The sequence below is a fragment of the Streptomyces sp. B8-7 genome (assembly GCF_058833805.1).
Genome location: NZ_JBYRRL010000001.1, coordinates 1,635,751 through 1,649,165 on the forward strand (window position 1 = coordinate 1,635,751; position 13,415 = coordinate 1,649,165).

A 13,415-nucleotide genomic window follows, 5' to 3' on the forward strand; every position below is an offset into this window, starting at 1 on the left:
GTGATGCCTTGCCGAATGGATCGAACGCTCGCCGCTCGCACGTCACGCGGAGCGTGCTTCCCGCCCTCGCGGGGGTCCCCGAGGAGGTCATCCGTCCCCCTCCAGATCTCCCTCGAGTTCGAGGTAGGTCGCGCGGAGGCGGTCCAGGGTCTCCCGGTCCGGCTCCGCCCAGAGCCCGCGGTCCGCCGCCTCCAGCAGGCGCTCGGTGATGCCCCGCAGGGCCCACGGGTTGGACTGCCGCATGAACTCCCGGTTCTCCGGGGCGAAGACGTACTCGGAGGCGAGCTTCTCGTACATCCAGTCGTCGACCACGCCCGCGGTGGCGTCGTACCCGAACAGGTAGTCCACGGTCGCGGCCATCTCGAAGGCACCCTTGTAGCCGTGCCTGCGCATGGCGCTCATCCACCGGGGGTTCACCACACGGGCCCGGAAGACCCGGTGGGTCTCCTCGCCCAGCGTCCGCGTTCGCACCTGATCCGGTACGGCGGAGTCACCCACGTACGCCTCGGGGTTCGCCCCCGTCAGATGCCGCACCATCGCGACCATGCCGCCGTGGTACTGGAAGTAGTCGTCCGCGTCGTGGATGTCGTGCTCACGCGTGTCCACGTTCTTCGCCGCCACCGCGATCCGCCGGAACGCCGTCTCCATGTCGCCGCGCGCCGCCCGCCCGTCCAGCCCGCGGCCGTAGGCGTAGCCGCCCCAGACGGCGTACACCTCGGCGAGGTCGGCGTCCGAGCGCCAGTTGCGGGCGTCGATCAGCGGCAGCAGACCCGCGCCGTAGGCGCCCGGCTTGGAGCCGAAGATCCGGGCCGTCGCCCGGCGGCGGTCGCCGTGCCCGGCGGTGTCCTCGTCGGCGTGGGCCTTCACGAAGTTCCGGTCGGCCGGCTCGTCCAGTTCGGCCACCGCCCGCACCGCGTCGTCGATCAGCCCCACCACGTGCGGGAACGCGTCCCGGAAGAAGCCGGAGATACGGACCGTGACGTCGATGCGCGGGCGGCCCAGCTCGGCCAGGGGGACCACCTCGAAGCCGGTGACCCGCCGTGAGGCGTCGTCCCACACCGGACGGCAGCCCAGCAGCGCCAGGATCTCGGCGATGTCGTCGCCCTGGGTGCGCATCGCGGAGGTGCCCCAGACCGTCAGGCCGACGGACTGCGGATACGTGCCGTTGTCGCTGAGGTAGCGCTGAACGAGCGAGTCCGCCAGCGACTGGCCGGTCTCCCAGCTCAGCCGCGAGGGGATCGCCTTGGGGTCGACGGAGTAGAAGTTCCGGCCGGTCGGCAGCACGTTGACCAGGCCGCGCGTCGGGGAGCCGGAGGGGCCCGCCGGGACGTAGCCGCCGTCCAGGGCCCGCAGGATGTGACCGATCTCGTCCGTGGTGCGCGCGAGCCGCGGCACGACCTCGGTGCTCGCGAACTCCAGCACCCTGACGGCGTCGGTGGGTTCGGTGCCCAGCACCTCACGCACCAGCTCCGGGCCGGCCTCGACCGCCCAGTCCCGCGCCTCCATGCCCTCGGCGATCCGCCGGCACAGCTGCTCCAGCAGGTCGACGGCGTCGGAGCCGGTCCGCGCCGGGCCCTGGACCAGGTCCGTCAGCTCCGCCGGCACCTTCACCGGGGCACCCGGCTCGGCCAGCAGCTCCTTCTCGGCCAGCCCGAAGTGGGCGGCCAGCGAGGCCCGCAGGCCCGGCAGCGCGTCGGCCCTGCCGCCCCACACCTGCGAGGCCCGCAGCACCGCCAGCACCAGGTTCACCCGCGGCTCGCCGACCGGCCCCCCGCCCAGGACGTGCAGGCCGTCGCGGATCTGCACGTCCTTGATCTCGCACAGATAGCCGTCGATGTGCATCACGAACTCGTCGAAGTCGTCTTCGTCCGGCTGCGCGTCGACCTGCAGGTCGTGGTGCAGTTCGGCCGCCTTCACCAGCGTCCAGATCTGCGCCCGCACGGCCGGGGCCTTCGCCGGGTCGAGATCGCTGACCAGGGCGTACTCGTCGAGCAGCTGCTCCAGCTTGGCCAGGTCGCCGTAGGTGTCGGCGCGTGCCATCGGCGGCACCAGGTGGTCGACGACGGTGGCGTGCCCGCGCCGCTTGGCCTGGGTGCCCTCGCCCGGGTCGTTGACGATGAACGGGTAGATCAGCGGGAGGTCGCCGAGGACGGCGTCGGGGGCGCAGCCCCCGCTCAGGCCGAGGCCCTTGCCGGGCAGCCACTCCATCGTGCCGTGCTTGCCCATGTGCACGATCGCGTCGGCGCCGAAGCCGTGCTCCAGCCAGCGGTAGGCCGCCATGTAGTGGTGCGACGGCGGCATGTCGGGGTCGTGGTAGATCGCGATCGGGTTCTCGCCGAAGCCGCGCGGCGGCTGGATCATCACGACGACGTTCCCGAACCGGAGGGAGGCGAGCACGATGTCCTCCCCGTCGACGTAGAGCGAGCCCGGCGGCTCGCCCCAGGCCTCGGCCATCGCGTCCCGGAGCCCGGGGTCGAGCCTTTCGAACCACTCCCGGTAGTCGGCGAGCGGCACCCGCGCGGGCGCGGCCGACAGCTGCTCCTCGGTCAGCCACTCCACGTCGTGGCCGCCGGCCTCGATGAGCCGGTGGATCAGCTCGTCGCCGCCGGAGGGGTACCCGGTCACGCCGTACCCGGCGTCCTTCAGGGCGTCCAGCACGCGCACCGCCGACGCCGGCGTGTCCAGGCCGACCGCGTTGCCGACCCGCGCGTGCTTGGTCGGGTACGCGGTGAACACCAGCGCGAGCTTCTTCTCGGCGTTCGGCTTGTGCCGCAGCCGCGCGTGCCGTACGGCGATCCCGGCCACGCGTCCGGCGCGCTCCGGGTCGGCGACGTACACCGGGACCTCGTCCGGACCCGGCTCCTTGAAGGAGAACGGCACCGTGATCAGACGCCCGTCGAACTCCGGGATGGCCACCTGCATCGCCGCGTCCATCGGGGAGAGCGCGGCGTCCGACGCCTCCCACGCGGCGCGCGAGGAGGTCAGGCAGAGCCCCTGCAGCACCGGCACGTCCAGGTCGGCGAGCGCGCCGACGTCCCAGGCCTCCTCGTCGCCGCCCGCGGAGGCCTGCGAGGCGTGTGTGCCGCCCGCGGCGAGGACGGTGGCGACCAGGGCGTCGGCGCCGGCCAGGATCCCGTACAGCTCCGGGTCCGCCCCGCGCAGCGAACCGCAGTACACGGGCAGGGCGTTGGCGCCGCGCGCCTCGATCGCGTCGCACAGGGTGTCCACGAACGCGGTGTTGCCGCTCAGCTCGTGGGCGCGGTAGAAGAGCACGCCCACGGTCGGGCGGCCCTCGGTGTGCGGGCGCGTCCCGTGCACCCCGTACTCGGGCATCCGCCGCGGCGCGGCGAAGCCCTCACCGGTCAGCAGCACGGTGTCGGACAGGAAGCGGGCCAGCTCCGCCAGGTTCGCCGGTCCGCCCTCGACCAGGTACTTCAGCGCCTCGGCGACCACCCCGGCCGGTACGCTCGACTCGGCCATCAACTCCGCGTCCGGCACGGCCTCGCCGCCCAGGAGCACGGTGGGGACGCCCGACGCCTTCAGCACGGCGAGCCCCTCCTCCCAGGCCCGCTTGCCGCCGAGCAGCCGTACGACGGCGATCCGCGCGCCCTCGACCAGCCCCGGCAGCTCCTGCGCGACGTCCACCCGGGCCGGGTTGCCGATCCGGTAGGGCGCGCCGGAGGCGCGGGCGGCCAGCAGGTCCGTGTCGGCGCTGGACAACAACAACACTGTGCTCATGCGGGCGCTCCCGGGGGAAGGAAAGGCAGTCCGTGCGGCGCGCCGGACTCGATGAGCCGCCACAGCGCGTCCGTGTCCGCGTGGTGTTCGATCAGGTCGCCGAGCCGGTCGAGCTGCTCCTCGCGCAGCGCGGCGAACGAGGTGCCGGGGGCGGGCACGAAGCGGCGGCCCGCGGCGGCGGCGACCTCGCGCAGGAAGGCCCGCCGGAAGCCGTCCGACTCCAGCGAGCCGTGCCAGTGGGTGCCCCACGTGCGGCCGGACCGGCAGCCGTCCAGGAACGGCTCGCCGCCCTCGACGGAGGCGACGCCGTGGTGGATCTCGTAGCCCTCGACGGGTTCGCCGAAGGCCTCTCCGGCGGGGCGGGCGAGGGTCTTCTCACGGGCGAACCGCACCCGCACCGGGAGCAGCCCGAGGCCCGGCACCCGGCCGGCCCGCGACTCGACCTCGTCGTCGATCTCCTCGCCGAGGACCTGGAAGCCGCCGCAGATGCCGAGGACGGGCCGGCCGGCCGCGGCCCGCAGGGCGAGCTCCTCGGCCAGCCCCCGCTCGCGCAGCCACTCCAGGGCGCGGACGGTCCCGCGGGTGCCGGGCACGACCACGAGGTCGGCGTCGGCCAGTTCCTCGGGCCGGTCCGCGAACCGCACCAGCACGCCCGGTTCGGCGGCCAGCGCGTCCACGTCCGTGAAGTTCGACATCAGCGGGACGGCGCAGACGGCGACCCGCAGCACGTCCTCACCGTGAGGCGCGGCAACCGGCGCCTCACGGACCGCCCCGCGCAGCGACACCCGCAGCCCGTCCTCCTCGTCGATGCCCAGCCCGTGCCGGTACGGCAGCACGCCGAGCGTGCGGCGCCCGGTGAGGCCGTGCAGCAGGTCCAGGCCGGGCTCCAGCAGGGACACGTCCCCGCGGAACTTGTTGACCAGGAACCCGGCGACCAGCGCCTGGTCCTCGGCCGAGAGCAGGGCGAGCGTGCCGAAGAACGACGCGAACACGCCGCCGCGGTCGATGTCGCCGACGACGAGCACGGGCAGGTTCGCGCCGCGCGCGATCCCCATGTTCACGATGTCGGTCCGGCGCAGGTTGATCTCGGCCGGACTGCCCGCCCCCTCGCAGATCACCGCGTCATACCTGCCCCGCAGTTCGGCCAGGCAGTCCAGCACGGTGCCGAGCAGCTGCTGCTGCCGGCCGCCGTGGTAGCCGCGTGCGCTGAGCTCGCCCACGGGCCTGCCCAGCAGCACCACCTGGCTGCTCCGCTCGCCGCCGGGCTTGAGCAGCACCGGGTTCATCAGCGCGGTCGGTTCGATCCGGCAGGCCTGCGCCTGCATGGCCTGGGCGCGGCCGATCTCCGCGCCCTCGCGGGTCACGAACGAGTTGAGGGACATGTTCTGCCCCTTGAACGGCGCCACTTTCACGCCCTGGCGCGCCAGCCAGCGGCAGATGCCGGCCGTGACGACGCTCTTGCCCGCGTCGGAGGTGGTGCCCGCGACGAGGAGGCCTCCGCTCACTTCTTCCGCCTCTCCACGATCAGGCGCGCGGCGACGGTGACGCCGAGCGCGAGCCAGCCGACCCGGCGGGAGAGCCGTACCGCCCGGTCGATGTCGGCGGCGGCGACGGCCCGGCCTGCCGCCGCGTTGAGGACGGGCCGGTGCTCGGTGCGTCCGCCGTAGGCCAGGGTGCCGCCGAGCCGCACGCCGAGGGCGCCCGCGAAGGAGGCCTCCACGGGGCCGGCGTTGGGGCTGGGGTGCCGGCCGGCGTCGGCCCGCCAGGCGCGGACCGCGCCGCGCGGGTCGGGTCCGGCGGCCGCGGCGAGCGCGGCGGTCAGCCGCGCGCCGGGCCAGCCCGCGAGGTCGTCCAGGCGGGCGGCGGCCCAGCCGTGGCGCAGGTGGCGCGGCGAGCGGTGGCCCACCATCGCGTCCAGGGTGTTGACGGCGCGGAAGCCGAGCAGACCGGGCACTCCGGCGACCGCGCCCCACACCAGTGCGCCGACGACCGCGTCGGAGGTGTTCTCGGCGACGGACTCCACCACGGCGCGGGCGATCCCGTCGGCGTCGAGCGCCTGCGGGTCGCGGCCGCACAGGTGGGGCAGCCGGGCGCGCGCGGCGCCGAGGTCGCCCCGGTCGAGCGACCGGCCGACGGCGCGGGCCTCCCGGGCCAGCGAGGTGCCGCCGACGACGGCCCAGGTGGCGGCGCCGGTCAGCGCGACGGAGGCGGCGGGGGAGCGGTGTACGGCGCGCGCGGCCGCGGCCCCGAGGGCGGCCGTGCCGCCCACGCACAGCGCGGTGTGCAGGGCGCCCCAGCCGCGGTGGTCACGCCACAGCAGCCGCTCCGTGACGGCCGCGGCACGGCCGAACGCGGCGACCGGGTGGCCGCGGCGCGGATCGCCGAGCAGGAGGTCGCCGAGAAGGCCGAGGGCGGCGCCGTACGCGTGGATGCGGGCGGCACGCATCGCGGCTCAGCCGGCCGGGAGGGCGGGCGGAGCAGGGGTGGTGGGCCGTGTTCGGCAGCCGAGCATGGCGATGTGTCCTCACTCAGGGTGTCCACGCCCTGGTTCGACGAGACCGGCGGCGGGAGTTCCTGGCTCCCGGGGTTGTCTACCCCGGTGACAGTGGCGGGACCGCGCCGGATTCACACCGGCTTCCTCCGTTGCCGCCGTAGTTGGCCCAGGAAGTTGACCACGACCGCCGAACGGCCGTCAACTGGCTGCTGACCTGGGACGGGAGCGCACGGGCCGGGTGGGCCCCGTCCTCGTGGCCGTGGCGCGGCCCGGGGCGGGCAGCACGAGGCGGCGGGGCCGGGACACCGTGGTCCCGGCCCCGCCGCCGCTGCGCGAGGTGTGCTGCCGGTCAGGCCATGATCAGGTAGATGCCGTAGCCGACCGCGGCCGCGCAGGCCGCGAAGCAGGTGTAGGCGCCGGTGGCGGCGAGGGCGGCGGAACCGCCCCGCTCCTGGGCCCGTTCCCGGTGGGAGAGGCCGACGACGCCGAGCGTGAACAGGCCCACGAGAGCCACGGTGGCCACGAGGCTGACGCCGAACACGGAGCCGAGGGCCGCCCAGTCGATCTTCATGCTGCTGTTTCCTTCGTGTTCCTTCGTACCGGTGTGTGGTCCTGCGGACCGGTGTGGTCCTTCGTACCGGTGTGCTCCTGCGGACCGGTGCGGTCGGGCGTACCGGAGGGGTGTGGGTTCAGGCGGTGGCGCCGGAGGCGGCCGGGTCCGAGGGGCCCGCGGGTGCGGGCACCGAGGCCGCCACGGCGGCGGCCTCCTCGGCCGCGGCGGCCGTGGGCGGCGGGATCACGGCGGCGATGGCGCTGGTGACCACGCCGGACGGCTCCTCGGTGGCGTCGCCGTGCGGGTGGTTGACGTTCGCGTGGTTGACGACCTCGCGGCGGGACAGCTTCCAGATGGCGGCGCTGGAGGCGACCAGGAAGACCGCCACGACCGCGGTGCCCCAGTCGCCGAGGCCGGTGATCCACTCGGCGAGCGCGGCGACCAGCGCGGCGGCCGGCAGGGTCAGGCCCCAGGCGACGAACATGCGGGTCGCGGTGGACCAGCGGACCACGCCGCCCTTGCGGCCGAGGCCGGCGCCCATCACGGAGCCGGACACCGAGTGGGTCGTGGAGAGCGAGAAGCCGAGGTGGGAGGAGGCGAGGATGACCGTCGCGGCGCTGGTCTGGGCGGCGAAGCCCTGCTGCGGCTGGAGGTCGGTCAGGCCCTTGCCCATGGTGCGGATGATGCGCCAGCCACCGAGGTAGGTGCCGAGCGCGATCGCCAGGCCCGCGGAGAGGATGACCCACATCGGCGGGTCGGAGTCGGGGGCGAGGGAGCCGCCGGCGATCAGGGCCAGGGTGATGATGCCCATCGTCTTCTGGGCGTCGTTGGTGCCGTGGGCGAGCGAGACCAGGCCGGCGGAGGCGATCTGCCCGGCGCGGTAGCCCTTCGCCTCGGCCTTTCCGGAGGCCTTCCTGCCGAGGACGTAGGTCAGCCGGGTGGCGAACAGCGCGGCGACGCCCGCGACCAGCGGGGCCGCGATCGCCGGGATCAGCACCTTGGTGACCAGCACGTCGCCGTGCACCGCGCCGGCGCCCGCCGAGGCGATGGTGGCGCCGATCAGACCGCCCATCAGGGCGTGCGAGGACGACGAGGGCAGACCGACCAGCCAGGTCACCAGGTTCCAGAGGATCGCCCCGACCAGGGCGGCGAAGATGACCTCCGGACGGATGCCCGATTCGTCGACCAGGCCCTTGGAGATCGTGTTCGCGACCTCCACGGAGAGGAAAGCACCCACAAGGTTGAGGACGGCGGACATGGCCACCGCGACCTTGGGCTTGAGCGCACCGGTCGAGATGGTCGTGGCCATCGCGTTGGCGGTGTCATGAAAACCGTTCGTGAAATCGAACGCGAGTGCGGTGATCACCACAATCGCGAGGATCAGTGAGAGGTTTTCCATTTACCCAGGCAATCGTTCGAAGGTCATTGGCCGGTTGAACGTACGTAACCCAGGTGAACGAAAGGTGAACTCAGCAGGTCTCCAGAGTGTCCGTGGCGGGGTGTGCGGCTCCACAGGCCGGGTCCCGCGCCTGCGCTCCGCCCCACCGAGGCTCCATCAGGCCTCGGACGGCCTCAGCGCGGCCCCTCCGTCGGCCCCGCCCATCGCGGAGGAGATCCTCGTCACCCTCCCGTCCGGCCGTGGTCCGGCACCCCTGCACGCCGGACGCCTGAAAGGATCGCGGCATGGCTGAGCAGCGTCGCGAACACGGGAACGCGCCGGGCGCCGAGACAGGCGTGCCCGGGGGGACGGCGGGGGCCGGAGGCCCGGCCGGCGGGGCGGCGGCCGGGGCGGCGGCCGGGGCGGCGGCCGGGACCGGGCCGGGGGAGCGGGCCGCCGGGCGGAGCGCGGCGCCGGCGGCCACCGGTGCTGCCGGGGACGCCGCCGGAGCGGCGGGCGCCGGGCCCTCGGGGCGGTCCGGGCGGCCGGCGGAGCCCGCGGCCGGGCGGTCGGCGGCCGAAGGGGCCGGGCGGCCGGCGGAGCCCGGGACGGAGGCCGGTGGGGCGGGCGCGGCGGGCGGGCCGGCCGGGGCGGGGGCACGGCGCCGCGCGGTGCTTCCCGGCGAGGCCGCGGCCTGGGCTGACCTCGTCGCCACGGCCCGGCGCACCGTCACCGACGGTCTCGTCGTCGGCACCTCCGGCAACGTCTCCGTACGGGTCGGGGACACCGTGCTCGTCACGCCGTCGGGCGTCCCCTACGACCGGCTCGGCCCGGACGACATCACGGCGACGGACCCGGACGGCAGACAGCTGCTGGGGGAGCTGGTACCCACCAGCGAACTGCCCCTGCACCTGGCCGTGTACCGCGCCACGGACGCCCGCGCGATCGTCCACACGCACGCCGTGCACGCCACCGCGGTGTCCACCCTCGTTCCCGAACTCCCTCTCGTGCACTACATGGCCGCGGCACTGGGCGGCCCGGTCCGGGTGGCCCCCTACGCGCCCTACGGCTCCGAGGAACTGGCCGCGCACGCCCTCCGGGCCCTGGCCGACCGCACGGCCTGCCTGCTGCGGAACCACGGCACCCTGGCCCACGGCACCACCCTCGACCAGGCCTACGACCGCACGGCCCAGCTCGAATGGATGTGCCGCGTCTGGCTCACGGCGTCCTCCGTCCCCGGCCTGACACCGGCCCTGCTGACCCGCGAGCAGCTCACCGAGGCGGGCCGGCGCCTGAAGGGATACGGCCGGCAGGGAAACTGAGCCGGGAGCCGGGAGCCGGGAGCCGGGAGCCGGGAGCCGGGTCACGGGGGCAGGAGAGCGGGGCCGGAGGTCACGGGGCTCGGGCGCCTGGAGCCGGGGTCACGGGGCCAGGAGAGCGGGGCCCGAGGTCCCGGGGGTCGGGGCCGGGGGCCTGACGCCGGCGGGCGACGGGCAGCGGGCCACCTCCGGGGCGGGGCCCGCCAGGTCCGCCGGACGCGCGTGGCCTGCCGGGCCCGGCCGACTGCCCGGGCCGCTCCGCCGGGACCCGGCCGGGCCGGCCGGCCCGGGAGCCGTCGGAGCGTCCTCATGCCGCCGCGGCGGACCGGACCCCGGCCCGACCCGACGGTGTGAGCCCGAGCCGACGGCGTGAGGACGGCCGGAGGGTGTGAGCCTGAGCCGATGGCGTGAGGGCGGCCGGAGGGTGTGAGCCTGAGCCGATGGCGTGAGGGCGGCCGGAGGGTGTGAGCCCGAGCCGATGGCGTGAGGGCGGCCGGACGGTGTGAGCCCGAGCCGACGGCGTGAGGGCGGCCCCCTCGAACGCTCCGGTCCGCTGGCCGCCCGGCCGGAGCGCCGGGACACTGAAGCCGTGCGCACTGTCACCGCCACGGCCGCCGCCGTCACCGTCGCCCTGGCAGCCGGCGCGGCCGGAGTCGCCGCCGGACGCCTCGCCAGCGATGCCGCGCTGAAGGCGCCGCCCGGCCGCCCGCTGCCGACCGAGCCACGGCTCACCGTGCACGGCACGGCCGCCGGTCGCGTCACCCTCACCCGGGACTTCGCCTCGCTGCGCCCCGGCACCTACGGCCTGTCCGGCGACGCCAGCCACGCCGTCGTGGGACCCGTCCTGGAGTCCGCCCCGCACTCCGCCGACACCGTCGTACGCCGCCTCGAACGCGTCACCCACGGCAGCCTCGAACCGGGCGACCACGTCTGGCTCACCCCGAACGTGCACGTCGGCAACCCCACCAGCGCCCTCGGCCTGGACCACGCCGACATCGACATCCCCGCCGAACTCGGCTCGCTGCCCGCGTGGTTCGTGCCCGGGGCCCGCGACACCTGGGTGATCGCGGTGCACGGCCTGGGCGCCACCCGCGAACTCGTCCTGAACGTCATGGACTTCCTGCACCACCTCCGCTTCCCCGTCCTCGCCCTCGCCTACCGCGGCGACCTCGGCGCCCCCCGCTCCCCGGACGGGCTCAACCACCTCGGCGAGACCGAGTGGCGCGACGTGGACGCCGCCATCCGCTACGCCGTGCGCTACGGCGCCCGGCGCGTCATCCTGCTCGGCTGGTCCACCGGCGCGGCGATGTGCCTGCACACCGCGGTGCGCTCCGCCGTCCGCGAGCGCGTCCGCGGGCTGGTCCTGGACTCCCCGGTGCTGGACTGGCAGGCCACCCTGCGCGCCCTGGCCGCCGCCCACCACACCCCGGGCGCCCTGCTGCCGCTCGCCGTCCGCGCCGCCCAGGGCCGCACCGGCCTGCACGGCGACCCCGGCCGGACGGTCGCCGAGGCCGACACCCTCACCGCGCCGGCCCTGATCTTCCACGGGCCCGGCGACACCGTGGCCAACTGGACCCCGACCCGCCGGCTCGCCGGCCGCCGCCCCGGCCTGATCTCCCTGCGCACCGTGCCCGCCGCACCGCACGGCGCCATGTGGAACCCCGATCCGGCCGCCTACCAGGAGGCCATGCGCCGTTTCCTGACCCCGCTGGTGTGACGACGGTCACCGGCCGCGTACGTTCCGCTTGTGCCCGTGGCCCTGGCTTGTTCCCACCTCCTCGGTGCACCCGGGACCCCGTGCCTTGGCCAGTCCCGTCGCCCGCCGTGACATTCCGTTTGGGTTTTCGGACCGTCAACCGGAAGACTGCCCCCGTGACGTCCCGTATCCCGCGCGACTCCAGGCTTCGACTCGTCCGCCCACGACCCCTGGCCACCGCCCCACGGGCGACGGACCAGCGGCGTCCGCGCCGCCCCGCCCCGCGCCCTCCGGAAGGCACCCCGGCCCCCGCGGAGCTGGCCAAAATGGCACGCTCCCAGCTGGCGGGCGCGGCCCGCGTGGCCCGCTGGGCCGACGCCGCCCTGCGCCCCGGACGGCCGGGCGCGGCCGACGGCAAGGCGACCCTGTCCGACGCGACCGCCGAAGGGGCCGCGTCCGACCTCGGCCTGACATCCGCTCAGGTCCGCGCCGACTGGGACACCGCCCGGCTCTCCGGCCTGGTCGAGGTGCACGGCGACAGTGCCCGCCCCGGCTGGCGGCTGCGCGCCTGGAACCGCGACGACAGCGCCGTGCTGCGCGGCTGGGTCGCCCTCTTCGACGCCTGGTCGCTCGCCCATCCGGAACCCGCCGGACACGAGCCCGCCGCCGTCGCCGAGGTCGTCTCGGCCATGCCCCAGGTGCTCTCCTTCCTCCAGCTGTCCGCCGGTCCGGTGCCCGTCGCCCAACTGCTGGACCTGCTGGAGCAGCGGGTCACCGAGCTGCGCACCGAACGCTGCGAGATCCCCTACGGCCCGCAGCCCGAGCCGCAGCAGCCGCGCCACGACACCCCGCTGGCCCCCCTCCTCGACTGGGCGCTGCACGCGCTCGGCTCCGTCGGCGCCCTCACCTACGACACCGCCCAGGCCACCCTGACCCCGCTCGGGAGCTGGGCGGTGTGGATCAAGCTGGAGCAGATCTGCGTCGCCGCGCAGAGCCCCGCGGGCAACATCGAGGCCGCCGCCGAGGACATGCTGCGCGGCTGCGCCCAGCTGCGGCCCAACGCCGCCCGGGCCGAGTACCGCGCCTGGCTGGCCGCGCGGCCCGTCGGCAGCGCCGTCACCGAGCTGCTCGCCGCCGCCGGGGGTGAGGACGCCCTGCTGCGCGGCCTGGCCTTCGACGCCCTGCGCGTGGTCGGGGCGCCCGCCGAACCCGACGTCCGCGCGGTGCTCGGCCAGCCGGCCCTGCGCCCCTACGCCCTGCTGTGGCTGGCCGAGCACGACGGCACCGACCCCGAGGACGCCCACGAGGTCCTCACCCGCCAGGAGGCCACCTGGCTGTGGGTCGACACCGCGGCCGCGGTCGCCGACCACGGGGAGGCCCCGATGCTGGTACGGCACCTGGAGTCCGCCGTCCAGCCGACCGTGCCCGCCCTGCTCGACGAGGTCCGCGCGGTCGGCCACCCGCGCACCGTGCAGGTCCTGGTCGCCCTCGCCGCGGCCCACCCCGACCCCGCCCTGGCCAAGGCCGTGCGCCGGGCGGCGTTCCAGGTGCACACCGGGGGGAGCTGAGCCGGCTCAACCGCCCAGCGCGGGTGCGTACGTGCCGAAGCTCCATATGTTGCCCTCGGCGTCCCGGGCCATGTAGTCCCGTGACCCGTAGTCCTGGTCCGTCGGGGGCATCAGGATCTCGATCCCGTGGTCCACCGCACGCCGGTGGTGCGCGTCGACGTCGTCCACGACGACATACACCCCGATCGGGCCGGCGTCCTTCATCGCCCGGTCGAAGACGCCGCCGCGCCCCTTGGAGCCGATCATCACCGCGCCGTTGCCCTGGACCAGCTCGGCGTGCATCACCGAGCCGTCCTCGCTCTCGTACACCGACAGCTCCGCGAAGCCCAGGCCCTCGGTGAGCTGCCGGATCGCCTCCCTGGCGTCCGCGTACAGCACCGACGGATAGATGCTCGGAGCGCCGCCGCTCGTGCCTGCCATGCCGTTCACCCCTTCGGGATCGAGCCGCAAAACCACCTGCCGCCAGTCTGGCAGCCGCCACCGACATCGCCCGCCGGGACCGTGGCGCGGCGCCGTTCCCGCGCGGGGACGGCGGAAAAACAGGTTGCACGAGCCCGTTAGACTGAATCCCATGGCCATTCTCCTCGCGCACTAGACGGCGGGACCGCCCGCGCCCGTCGCCCGCGGCGGCGCGCCCCGCGCGGTGACCCCCTGCTCCGCCCGTCCCGC

The 13,415-nt window shown here is 75.3% G+C and carries 9 protein-coding genes and 1 riboswitch; of the genes, 3 read left to right on the top strand and 6 right to left on the bottom strand.

The features are described from left to right. Positions 1-87 precede the first annotated feature (87 nt). From cobN to AC5K6T_RS06840, 5 genes are all read right to left on the bottom strand, one after another. A complete protein-coding gene (cobN, locus tag AC5K6T_RS06820) occupies positions 88-3,738 on the bottom strand; it encodes a cobaltochelatase subunit CobN (RefSeq protein WP_493206503.1) in 3,651 nt (1,216 codons plus the stop codon). Then, a complete protein-coding gene (locus AC5K6T_RS06825) occupies positions 3,735-5,243 on the bottom strand; it encodes a cobyric acid synthase (RefSeq protein WP_493206504.1) in 1,509 nt (502 codons plus the stop codon). The genes cobN and AC5K6T_RS06825 overlap by 4 nt, the downstream gene beginning before the upstream one ends. Further along, the gene (locus AC5K6T_RS06830; RefSeq protein ID WP_493206506.1) at positions 5,240-6,184 is read right to left on the bottom strand and encodes a cobalamin biosynthesis protein; all 945 of its coding nucleotides are present in this window, start codon (positions 6,182-6,184) and stop codon (positions 5,240-5,242) included. The genes AC5K6T_RS06825 and AC5K6T_RS06830 overlap by 4 nt, the downstream gene beginning before the upstream one ends. A gap of 100 nt (positions 6,185-6,284) precedes the next feature. After that, positions 6,285-6,436: riboswitch (cobalamin riboswitch) on the bottom strand. 145 nt (positions 6,437-6,581) lie between these two features. Then, positions 6,582-6,803, bottom strand: coding sequence for a hypothetical protein (locus AC5K6T_RS06835; RefSeq protein WP_493206508.1), 222 nt, complete (start codon positions 6,801-6,803; stop codon positions 6,582-6,584). 118 nt (positions 6,804-6,921) lie between these two features. Then, the gene (locus AC5K6T_RS06840; RefSeq protein WP_493206509.1) at positions 6,922-8,184 is read right to left on the bottom strand and encodes an inorganic phosphate transporter; all 1,263 of its coding nucleotides are present in this window, start codon (positions 8,182-8,184) and stop codon (positions 6,922-6,924) included. 650 nt (positions 8,185-8,834) lie between these two features. Here AC5K6T_RS06840 and AC5K6T_RS06845 point away from each other — a divergent pair. From AC5K6T_RS06845 to AC5K6T_RS06855, 3 genes are all read left to right on the top strand, one after another. Then, the gene (locus AC5K6T_RS06845; protein ID WP_493206510.1) at positions 8,835-9,485 is read left to right on the top strand and encodes a class II aldolase/adducin family protein; all 651 of its coding nucleotides are present in this window, start codon (positions 8,835-8,837) and stop codon (positions 9,483-9,485) included. Between the two features lie 586 nt (positions 9,486-10,071). Beyond that, entirely contained in the window at positions 10,072-11,199 is a 1,128-nt protein-coding gene (locus tag AC5K6T_RS06850; RefSeq protein ID WP_493206512.1) for an alpha/beta hydrolase, read from the top strand. Between the two features lie 155 nt (positions 11,200-11,354). After that, a complete protein-coding gene (locus AC5K6T_RS06855) occupies positions 11,355-12,746 on the top strand; it encodes a hypothetical protein (RefSeq protein ID WP_493206514.1) in 1,392 nt (463 codons plus the stop codon). A 6-nt stretch (positions 12,747-12,752) separates the two neighbouring features. Here AC5K6T_RS06855 and AC5K6T_RS06860 read toward each other — a convergent pair whose 3' ends face one another. Next, on the bottom strand, positions 12,753-13,166 hold the full coding sequence (locus tag AC5K6T_RS06860; RefSeq protein WP_493206516.1) for a VOC family protein: 414 nt from the start codon (positions 13,164-13,166) through the stop codon (positions 12,753-12,755). Between the last annotated feature and the right edge of the window lie 249 nt (positions 13,167-13,415).